The sequence below is a fragment of the Streptococcus mitis genome, assembly GCF_047462815.1.
GTDB lineage: Bacteria > Bacillota > Bacilli > Lactobacillales > Streptococcaceae > Streptococcus > Streptococcus mitis_DO.
In genome coordinates this window covers 188,179-197,502 of record NZ_JASHFB010000001.1, presented here as the reverse complement: position 1 = coordinate 197,502, position 9,324 = coordinate 188,179, and the positions used below count along the sequence as shown (strand labels likewise).

Annotated in this window: 18 protein-coding genes and 1 tRNA gene; 6 read left to right on the top strand and 13 right to left on the bottom strand. The window is 34.3% G+C overall.

What is annotated here, in order from left to right; all coding sequences use genetic code 11:
• Positions 1 to 1,322 precede the first annotated feature (1,322 nt).
• On the top strand, positions 1,323 to 1,658 hold the full coding sequence (locus tag QM865_RS01025) for a hypothetical protein (protein WP_414305811.1): 336 nt from the start codon (positions 1,323 to 1,325) through the stop codon (positions 1,656 to 1,658).
• On the opposite strand, the gene QM865_RS01020 is transcribed toward QM865_RS01025, so the two are convergent.
• Positions 1,612 to 2,139: a hypothetical protein gene (locus QM865_RS01020; RefSeq protein ID WP_414305810.1), complete on the bottom strand. Its 528-nt coding sequence runs from the start codon at positions 2,137 to 2,139 to the stop codon at positions 1,612 to 1,614. The two genes, QM865_RS01025 and QM865_RS01020, sit on opposite strands and share 47 nt — an antisense overlap.
• Positions 2,140 to 2,250: 111 nt before the next feature.
• Between QM865_RS01020 and QM865_RS01015 the strand changes: the two genes are divergently transcribed.
• The 3 genes from QM865_RS01015 to QM865_RS01005 all read left to right on the top strand — a co-directional run bounded on the left by QM865_RS01015 (position 2,251) and on the right by QM865_RS01005 (position 3,426).
• Positions 2,251 to 2,553, top strand: a complete 303-nt coding sequence (locus QM865_RS01015) for a helix-turn-helix domain-containing protein (protein ID WP_414305809.1) — start codon at positions 2,251 to 2,253, stop codon at positions 2,551 to 2,553.
• Between the two features lie 112 nt (positions 2,554 to 2,665).
• Positions 2,666 to 2,998: a helix-turn-helix domain-containing protein gene (locus tag QM865_RS01010; protein ID WP_172930730.1), complete on the top strand. Its 333-nt coding sequence runs from the start codon at positions 2,666 to 2,668 to the stop codon at positions 2,996 to 2,998.
• 2 nt (positions 2,999 to 3,000) lie between these two features.
• A complete protein-coding gene (locus QM865_RS01005) occupies positions 3,001 to 3,426 on the top strand; it encodes an ImmA/IrrE family metallo-endopeptidase (protein ID WP_125410936.1) in 426 nt (141 codons plus the stop codon).
• Positions 3,427 to 3,447: 21 nt separating this feature from the next.
• On the opposite strand, the gene QM865_RS01000 is transcribed toward QM865_RS01005, so the two are convergent.
• From QM865_RS01000 to QM865_RS00945, 12 genes are all read right to left on the bottom strand, one after another.
• Entirely contained in the window at positions 3,448 to 3,870 is a 423-nt protein-coding gene (locus QM865_RS01000; RefSeq protein WP_050207428.1) for a hypothetical protein, read from the bottom strand.
• 91 nt (positions 3,871 to 3,961) lie between these two features.
• Positions 3,962 to 4,336, bottom strand: a complete 375-nt coding sequence (locus QM865_RS00995) for a DUF86 domain-containing protein (protein ID WP_269793378.1) — start codon at positions 4,334 to 4,336, stop codon at positions 3,962 to 3,964.
• Positions 4,317 to 4,631, bottom strand: coding sequence for a nucleotidyltransferase family protein (locus QM865_RS00990; RefSeq protein WP_000263130.1), 315 nt, complete (start codon positions 4,629 to 4,631; stop codon positions 4,317 to 4,319). The genes QM865_RS00995 and QM865_RS00990 overlap by 20 nt, the downstream gene beginning before the upstream one ends.
• Positions 4,632 to 4,676: 45 nt before the next feature.
• Complete coding sequence (locus QM865_RS00985) at positions 4,677 to 4,838, bottom strand: type II toxin-antitoxin system RelB/DinJ family antitoxin (RefSeq protein ID WP_000077978.1); 162 nt, start codon at positions 4,836 to 4,838, stop codon at positions 4,677 to 4,679.
• Positions 4,839 to 4,927: 89 nt separating this feature from the next.
• Positions 4,928 to 5,305 (bottom strand): type II toxin-antitoxin system HicB family antitoxin, encoded by a 378-nt coding sequence (locus QM865_RS00980; RefSeq protein ID WP_000921491.1) that lies wholly within the window; start codon positions 5,303 to 5,305, stop codon positions 4,928 to 4,930.
• A gap of 57 nt (positions 5,306 to 5,362) precedes the next feature.
• Complete coding sequence (locus QM865_RS00975) at positions 5,363 to 5,551, bottom strand: type II toxin-antitoxin system HicA family toxin (protein ID WP_001131503.1); 189 nt, start codon at positions 5,549 to 5,551, stop codon at positions 5,363 to 5,365.
• Between the two features lie 273 nt (positions 5,552 to 5,824).
• Positions 5,825 to 5,896, bottom strand: a tRNA-Arg gene (locus QM865_RS00970).
• 42 nt (positions 5,897 to 5,938) lie between these two features.
• A complete protein-coding gene (rplS, locus tag QM865_RS00965) occupies positions 5,939 to 6,286 on the bottom strand; it encodes a 50S ribosomal protein L19 (protein WP_001068669.1) in 348 nt (115 codons plus the stop codon).
• 118 nt (positions 6,287 to 6,404) lie between these two features.
• Entirely contained in the window at positions 6,405 to 6,734 is a 330-nt protein-coding gene (gene crcB / locus QM865_RS00960) for a fluoride efflux transporter CrcB (protein ID WP_261202054.1), read from the bottom strand.
• Positions 6,728 to 7,102 (bottom strand): fluoride efflux transporter CrcB, encoded by a 375-nt coding sequence (gene crcB / locus QM865_RS00955; protein ID WP_414305808.1) that lies wholly within the window; start codon positions 7,100 to 7,102, stop codon positions 6,728 to 6,730. Before crcB (QM865_RS00955) ends, crcB (QM865_RS00960) begins: the two co-directional genes overlap by 7 nt.
• Entirely contained in the window at positions 7,099 to 7,365 is a 267-nt protein-coding gene (locus tag QM865_RS00950; protein ID WP_101782013.1) for a chorismate mutase, read from the bottom strand. Before QM865_RS00950 ends, crcB (QM865_RS00955) begins: the two co-directional genes overlap by 4 nt.
• Positions 7,366 to 7,480: 115 nt before the next feature.
• Entirely contained in the window at positions 7,481 to 7,924 is a 444-nt protein-coding gene (locus tag QM865_RS00945) for a flavodoxin (protein WP_001162128.1), read from the bottom strand.
• A gap of 103 nt (positions 7,925 to 8,027) precedes the next feature.
• Here QM865_RS00945 and QM865_RS00940 point away from each other — a divergent pair, with 103 nt between their 5' ends.
• The gene (locus QM865_RS00940; protein ID WP_023942660.1) at positions 8,028 to 8,963 is read left to right on the top strand and encodes a DHH family phosphoesterase; all 936 of its coding nucleotides are present in this window, start codon (positions 8,028 to 8,030) and stop codon (positions 8,961 to 8,963) included.
• 95 nt (positions 8,964 to 9,058) lie between these two features.
• A complete protein-coding gene (locus tag QM865_RS00935) occupies positions 9,059 to 9,301 on the top strand; it encodes a type B 50S ribosomal protein L31 (RefSeq protein WP_000710764.1) in 243 nt (80 codons plus the stop codon).
• Positions 9,302 to 9,324 lie beyond the last annotated feature (23 nt).

Sequence of the window (9,324 nt, the reverse complement as noted above, 5' to 3'; positions counted from 1 at the left end):
GCGATGAAATCAAGCATTAGTAAAACCAGTGGAATTTACCCTGACACAGATTTCCACTGGTTTTTAGGATTTTTATCAGACTAACTTCCACTTGTACTAGCGGTGGAACTTAGTTTGGGAATTTACCTCCTCTTTTCTATTCTCTACTCATATTGTTAGTTTGCATAAAAGAATACTACTTATATTCCCTTGTGAAAACTAACAATACTTTCAATCTTTATCAGGACAAAACCTGAATTATAAAAATCAAATGATTGTTAATTTTGTTTTTTTGAGTAAAATTAAAAAGGCTTATATTTCAAAGCCTTTTCTTGTTACTATTTTTTTGTATGCTCTTATCTTCGCATACTTTCAGCTTCTCAGCCTACTACCTTCGCCATGGTCACAGATTTAAGGATAACTCAATACCCTCTCTTCCTTACCCAAAGGCGTTAGCAAGATTTTACTCTTACACACCGACCATACGATAAAGCCTCACTATCTCACTCTAGTTACCTCTTCAAAGTATCATTGACTGCTCCACAGCCGTCAGTTCCCTTTTCTTATCTACTAAGGTGAAAGGACGAAACACCCAACGTGAACTTTACAAACTCTAAACTCCTTGCTAACCCCATTTACTTATGGTATAATAATAATACCGGTTATAAAACAATAAAACAAAATATCGTAAACAGCTTAGTAAGATGGAAACACACTTTGCTGGATTTTTGTTTTCAAAAAATATTAGAAAAGAGAACATTATGACTGAAATCATTACTAAAACAATATCCATCATTTACAATATTGTGAAGTTGATTATTCATCTTTACATTAAATCTTTTGACTCAAATCCATATTTGACAACTTTTTGTACAATATTCATCATTATACGTTATCTATGCTTTCCGTAGTCTTACTAAAAAGTCAGCAAAGAGTTTAGAATCTATAAAGTTTTGTAGATACATTTCATGATGAAACATATCTACCATCAGACAACTTGACATTTTACTATTTTTCACTTATAATTAAATTGCTACATTTAATATTCGTGTTTGGTCAGTGTCTATCATTGCCTGACACGTTTTTTTATTTAATTTTCAAAGACCAATAACTACTATCGTTAGTTAGAGAAAATACCTTATATCTGTTATCACTTTTCAAAAGAAATCACTCAATCATTTACTTGAAACAAAACTCATATTTGCAAACTATTGATTATTTTTCTTAAAAGTTTTAGATACACATAAGTCTCACTCTAGCTATCTTTAATAGCTCTAGCAGTACAACCAAGTATGAGTTGATTGTACTAAAGAACCATTAAATTAAATAAAGGAATCTATATTATGCATTATACCGAAAATGAAATTATCGACAAACTCAATTTTTTAATCGAACCAAACTTGAGGAAAGCCGAAAATTACGCTCAACAATCCAATCCTTTTCTTGCCCATGGAACAATCGAAAACATGTTCGATGAATTTAAAGAAACCAAATTCTTTAAATCTTTCTCTTCTTCTAATGAGAAATTTATTGAGAAATATTCAATTTTAGAAAATAGCTACCTTGAAAGGTTAATCGATACTATAGGAAGTGCCGCATTTGCTAACGTAAAAATCAGTTTCTATGATGAACTTATTGGCTTACTTCTGAAGTCTCAATTTTCACTGAATGATTTTTAAAATCTTCCGCAAATTCATTAGCTAAATTTAGAAGCTCCTGTTCATACAGACTGAGAATTTCACGAAGACGTGCCTTGTATTTCTCTGGAAGTGCTACACTCAATTCATAATCTTCAAGTTCGTATTTATTGTCTTTCGCTTCCTCCATGAGTTCTGGATAACAAATTTTAAAGTCAAATACTGGTCGACTATACTCATATTCCAATCTACGAATAAAATTAAAAGCTTGTTCTCCTGTTAAATCTCCTAATTTAGAGTTCACGTCTACTCCAATAGAAGAAGAAATATGATCGCTTAAACGTTCCAATCCTGATGCATACGCTTGACGAATTTCATCGAATTCTTTCAAAAATGGTTCGTTCGTTTCAGAAAGATATTTTAATGGTTTGCTTTTTAAAAAATTTCGAAGAATCCATTCATCTTTATGACTTTTTTCCAATTCTAAATCTCTAGCTAAAGCCAAGATTTCTAAAAATTCCATTCTCTACTCCTCATTTATTTTATGAAAGGTATTGACTTTTTATTGTCATTTGATTATATTTCTATTATATAACTTTTTGACTATATCGTCAATAGGTTTTTTAAACTTTTTATGTTTTCTAAAAAATTAAAAGAATTAAGATTGAAAGCCAATCTGACCCAAAAGGAAATTGCTGAAAAATTAAATATTTCTCAACCATCTTACCAACAATGGGAAAGCGGTCGGCGAAAACCTACACTCACAACTCTTGAAATGTTTTCTGATTTCTTTGGGGTTTCTATCGAAGAACTTCTATCTGATGGGACTGTTCGTATCGAATCGATCCTCAACGCTGATAAAATCTCTTACAAGAACCAACTACTATCAGATGAAACCGTTGATTTAATTAAGAAAACTATAAAAGACATATTTTAATCGAAATTGAAAATTTATATCACTTTCGATATATCTATTATATATCGTTTCCGATATATTGTCAATACTTTTTTTAAAAAATTTTTATTTTTTTACTTAGAAAGGATTTCTTATGTTTTCTGAACGACTAAAAGAACTAAGAAAAAACACGGGCTACACTCAAAAAGAAATCGCCGAACACATAGGAACTAGTCAACCCTCTTATCAAAATTGGGAAAAAGGTTCACGCAAACCTTCCAGAGAAACCATACAAAAACTAGCCGATTTTTTCAATGTTTCTACTGATTATCTACTAGGTCAAACGGATATTCCAAATTCAACTTTAGAAGCAGATATCGACACAGCCATTGATAACTCAGTCGCTTATGATGGTACACCAATCACAGATAACGATAGAGAGATCATCAAAGACTTCCTAAAAGACTATTTTGCAAACAAAAAATAAGTATGAACCTAAATAAAGTTATAAAAGAGATAGAACAATTAAATTGTAAAGTGATCACTCTTAAAAACTTAAACTCTAAAGGAAGATATATTCTTGTAAATAACCAACACTTTATTTTTCTTCGTTCCGACACAAGCGATATTGAAAAAATAAATGTACTTCTGCATGAAAAACACCATTTAATCAATGATGATTGCAACAATTCACTTTCTCAAATTGATACTTTTAAAAGTCACATTGAAAACAACAGTGAAAAAGGACGAATCCTTGACTTTATGAGTTTAGTGAATAGTGAATATCCAATAGATGAACACTTCAACTATCAAGACTACCTTAAAAACGCTGATATTCCAGCAAGCTATGAAAACTACGTTAAAGAAATAGCTACAAATTTTTATAATGAAAACAAAAAAAATAACATTATCTAAGATAGTGTTATTTTTTATATCTTATTTAATAAATCTTATCTCACGTGATAGTACAAGCTCATCATTCAACGCTAAATTTAGCTCCCCTTTTGTCACTCCAAAAAGAACTTCATATACCTCATAATCATTCAATTCAATATCCTCGCTTATTCCAAAATTTTTTCCTTTTTGTAAAATTTCAGTATAATAGACCTCTGTAAAATCTTTAAACAACGCTCTAAACTTTGCCTTTTCTGTCGTACTAGCAGATTTTTCAAAAGTTACTCTACCCAATTCTAAATCACTATAATTATATTCTCTAGTTTTACTTTCAACATAATATCGACAAGATATAAAAATGATAAATACCAACAGTGGCAAAGTTATCCAAATATAAGCAACAAAGAAATACACTATTGCATATATGACTAAAAGAAATAACAAAAACAAAATCAAATAAAACATAATAATCTCTCTTTCCTAACTATTTCTATATTATCATCTTTAACTTTTATTATCAATATCCTTAGCTGACCAACAATAATTTTCAAGAATCTTATAATTCCTTTTCCAACTCTCTTATAATTGAATATAGAGATTCTTTCGTTTCAGGAACAGATTTCTTCAATATTCCCTCTACAATTTTAAAATTCAAATTTGAATAGTTATGATAAATAAAATTTCTAAAACCTTTTATCTGAACCCAATTTATCCTATCAGAATACTTCTGTTTTACTTCCTCTGATAATTTTCCTAATGATAACTGTTCTCCTACTTGTCCTAAATTCATAGCGATAGAATCAACTACCATATCATCATCTAAAGGTAAATTATATCTTCTTGCTTTATCCAAAACAGCAACAGCCTTATCAAGATATAAAACCATATCCTTCAAATACGCTATATCAGTTTCAAGAGATTGACTTCTCATAAATAACCTCTCTATCATTCAAAAAATTTTTCTTAACTAACTTCCCAATATTCGTTTTAGGAGAAAGTAAATCACTAACCAATAGAATATCTATATTACCATCAAAAATAGTTAAAAGCCTACCATATACATCAAAATATATCGAATCATCCTCTAACTCCAAAGCAATATCAACATCACTTTTTCCATCAGCTTCACCCCTAGCATAAGAGCCAAATAGATAAATTTTAGATAAATCATATTGTTTAGCAACAGGAACAATTTTTTCCTTTATCTGATCTATTGTATAAACCATAACTAAACCCCTTTATATCATATATAGCCATACTTTTATTTCAGCTTACTCAGAATCAAGTTTAACATCAAAAGGAATGCTTCTTGTCAACACACTTTGCTTCAAAAATAACTTCACAGCAGTTGACATATCCAACCCCAACTCATTAAAAATTGCAGTCGCTTCTTTTTTCAATTCATCATCTACTCTTACAGCAATTTGTGACATAGCATTTCTCCTTTTCTTCTTGTATATCTATTGTATCACTTTTACCAATACATATCAAACTTATTCCCTAATAAATACAGTCTTTAAATTTAAACTTGCAACTTCTGCTCTAATGCTTGTGCCAAAACTTCTGAATAGTTAATCTTTTCTCGATCAGCAAGACGAACTAGCCATTCAGGAACGGTCACGTTCTTTCTAATCGCCTTGTTACTTCTCACAAAAGGCGCAGGATCAACTTGAATCATTGATACAAAACCATCTGAAACTTCAATCTTTAAAATATCACTTGGAGTAGGCAACGCCATCCCTTCATCGATATAAGAAGCTAAAACATTTTCAAGCATTTCTCGAGCATTTTTCATCGCTTCTTCGATATTTTTTCCTTCTGTACCACCACCAAATTCTGGAAATTCTACCCAATATCCTGTTCCTTCTTTATGAAAAATAGCTGGATACGTTTTTAACATTCTACTACCTCCAACATTCTACTACCTCTGATGTAAAAAGACTTAGGAAAGTAAAAATTACAATCCTAAATCTTTGAGAATCTTTCTCTCCAATCCCTTTCCCAAATCTTCATTTCCATGAACTGGAATCGTGACAAGATAAGAAAAACCCTCTTTCTTAAAATGATGATGACTTCCTCTTTGACGAACTTCAACCCATCCATTCTCAAGAGCTAGTTTCACCATTTCTTTACCTGTAAGTGGCATATATTATTGTTACCTCCTTACACTTACTATTATACGCATTATGTGTATAATTGTCAAATTAAAACAAACCACTTTTTTCTCAATAACTACAAAATAAAATAGACCAGCTTCCTGATCTACTTTATTCTATATTCATTGACTTTTGGTCAAATTTTGGTCACACTTTGGTCAAAGATTCCAAAAATACTAACCTATTTTAAAAAACTAAATTGTGATGATTGCCCATAAACAAACACTTTGAATGTTCTTTATGCTTCTTTACATTTCTAAAAATGCCCCCTGCTGGAATCGAACCAGCAACTACTCCTTAGGAGGGAGTTGTTATATCCATTGAACTAAGGGAGCTAGATAAAAACTCTGCTGAAGAAGCAGAGTTTTTTAGTCGAATTAACGACGGATTTCTTTGATACGAGCTGCTTTACCTTGAAGAGCACGCAAGTAGTACAATTTCGCACGACGCACTTTACCGTAACGAACAACTTCGATTTTTTCAACACGTGGAGTGTGGATTGGGAAGATACGCTCAACACCTACACCGTTAGAGATTTTACGAACTGTGTAGTTTTCTGAGATGCCAGCACCTTTACGTGCGATAACAACACCTTCAAAAATCTGGATACGTTCACGGTTACCTTCGACAACTTTCGCGTGTACACGAACAGTGTCACCAGGACGGAATGATGGGATATCTGTACGAAGTTGACCTTCAGTCAAGCTTTGGATTAATGGATTCATTTTATTCTCCTATCTTTGTCAATCTTGAGGAATCTTCCTCAGCGGATAAACTGTATTCTTGTGCGTCCATTACACACAAGATACAGTTTACCAAATTTCCACAAAAAAGTAAAGAAATTTATAGCAGAATTCCTAAAAAAATCGCAACCAAACCACCTAGGTAGGTCAAAGCTAGGTAAGAATAAAAGACTTTCCTATCACTCAGCAACCTTTGGAGTTCGTCATTCAATGTAGAGAAAGTCGTTAAACCGCCACAAAATCCTGTTGCTAAAATAGCATAGACTTCCTTAGATTCCACATGATTGTAGAATAATCCAATCAAAAAACAACCTAAAAGATTGGCTATTAGCGTTCCGAGTGGCAATTTAGAAGCTTGATTATAGCGGGAAAAGAAATAACGTACTAGAGCTCCGAAGCCACAAGCAATTGCAAGATAGACGATTACCATTTCTTCCTCCCTAAATAGTAAGCTAAAAGCAGTCCTCCACCGATGCTCAAAAGCAAATACAGGACTAAACTAAAATAGCGCCCTGTATCAAGCAGTTTCACAGCATCAAGCATGAGACTAGAAAAGGTTGTTAGACCTCCGCAAAAACCTGTACCTAGTGCTAAAACCAAGCCCTTACTTGTCCCCTTATAAACCAGATAGCCCTTGACAAGATAAACCAAGCAGAAAATACCCAGATAGTTAACAAGAAGGGTGCCCCAAGGAAAATCTGGACTAGCTGGTAACCAAGTGGAAACTAGATAGCGGACAAGTCCACCCACCATGGCAGCTAGAAAAATTCCTAGCGGATAAAATTGTTCTTTTTTCATTTGATGTTTTGATCCTGATAATCACGCGAACGTTTGAGTATGTCCGAAAAAGTCGCTACAATAGTCTCCTGATAGCGCTTATCTCCTACACGACTTCTAACCTTTTCAAAGATAATTGATTCTCTCTTGGTATCTAAAATCGGTTTACCTGATGCTTTCTTATAAGCAACTACCCCCTCAACCAAATGCATTCGTTCTTCTAGAAGTTTAACAATTTGGTCGTCGATTTGATCAATTTCTTGGCGAATAATATCTAAATCCATACAGTCTCCTCCTTTATTTGAATTATTGTATCAAAAAGCCACCAAATAGGCTAGTAAAATCCCAACTCACGATAAGAAAAATGCACTGATTGATTACATCAGCGCACTTTTGTGCTTATCCTACTTTAGCAGCCAATTCTTCTGCGAATTGTTCTAAGCGTTCAATATCTTCTTCCTCGGCGGATAGGTCAACTTTGACGCATTCTGAGCCTTTTTCTGCTCCTGTCGAAACAAAAACACGGTCAAAGTCATCAACAGCTTTACAGAATTCATCGTAGAAGGTATCTCCTGAGCCGACTACTCCGTAGATTTTACCATTCAAGTTGAGATCTGCTAGGTCTTCGTAGAAGTCCATCATCTCATCTGGCAATTCACCATCACCATAAGTATAGGTCGCAACGATAGCGATGTCTGCTTCTAAGAAGTCTGAAGCGTCAACAGTTGTACATTCATCAACATCGACATCCAAGCCCAAGTCACGTAATTTGTCTGCTACAATATCTGCAATTTCTTCGGTATTACCGGTCATACTGGCAAATACAATTTTTGCTAATGCCATATCGTCCTCCTCAATTTATCTTTCTCCATTATATCACATCTTTTTCATTTTAAAAATAAAAATTCTTGTGCTACAATGAAATGAGAAAGAATTGAGGTTATTTATGGAAATTTGCCATCAAATTTTAGAAAAAATCAAAGAATACGACACGATTATCATTCATCGTCATATGAAACCAGACCCTGATGCCTTGGGAAGTCAGGTGGGATTGAAAGCTCTTCTCAAACATCATTTCCCAGAAAAAACCATCAAAGCTGTTGGTTTTGATGAACCAACTCTTACTTGGATGGCTGAGATGGATCTTGTTGAAGATAGTGCCTACCAAGGGGCACTTGTTATCGTCTGTGATACGGCGAATACTGCTCGTATCGATGATAAGCGCTATCGTCAAGGTGATTTTCTCATTAAAATTGACCACCATCCAAATGATGATGTATATGGTGACCTATCTTGGGTGGATACTAGTTCAAGTAGCGCTAGTGAGATGATTACCCTATTTGCCCAAACAACTCAACTGGCCTTGTCAGATCGCGCTGCTGAATTACTCTTTGCAGGAATTGTTGGTGATACAGGTCGCTTCCTCTACCCTTCTACCACTGCACGGACTCTTCGTCTGGCTGCCTATCTAAGAGAACAGAACTTTGACTTTGCGGCTCTCACTCGAAAAATGGACACTATGAGCTACAAAATTGCTAAACTTCAAGGCTACATCTACGACCATCTGGAAGTGGATGAAAATGGTGCAGCGCGCGTTATCCTGAGTCAGGAAATCTTAAAACAATTCAATGTTACCGATGCTGAAACTGCGGCCATTGTTGGAGCTCCTGGTCGGATTGACAGCGTCAGTCTCTGGGGAATTTTTGTAGAACAGGCTGATGGCCACTACCGTGTTCGCTTACGCAGTAAAATACATCCTATCAATGAAATCGCCAAGGAACATGATGGTGGAGGCCACCCTCTAGCAAGTGGTGCTAATTCCTATAGCCTAGAGGAAAACGAAATCATCTACCAAAAGTTAAAAAACTTGCTTAAAAACTGATAAAATACTTGCCAAACTTTTCAGAATCTGATAGACTAGTATGGTAACAATCTATGGCTCGCAAAGAGACCATGGCAGAAAGGAAATATTGCAAAATGAAAAAAGATATCCATCCAGAATATCGCCCAGTTGTCTTCATGGACACAACTACTGGTTACCAATTCCTTAGCGGTTCAACAAAACGCTCTAACGAAACAGTTGAGTTCGAAGGCGAAACTTACCCATTGATCCGTGTGGAAATTTCATCAGACTCACACCCATTCTACACTGGACGTCAAAAGTTCACTCAAGCAGATGGACGCGTGGATCGTTTCAACAAAAAATACGGTCTCAAATAATGATAAAAAGAGCAGTTTCAGCT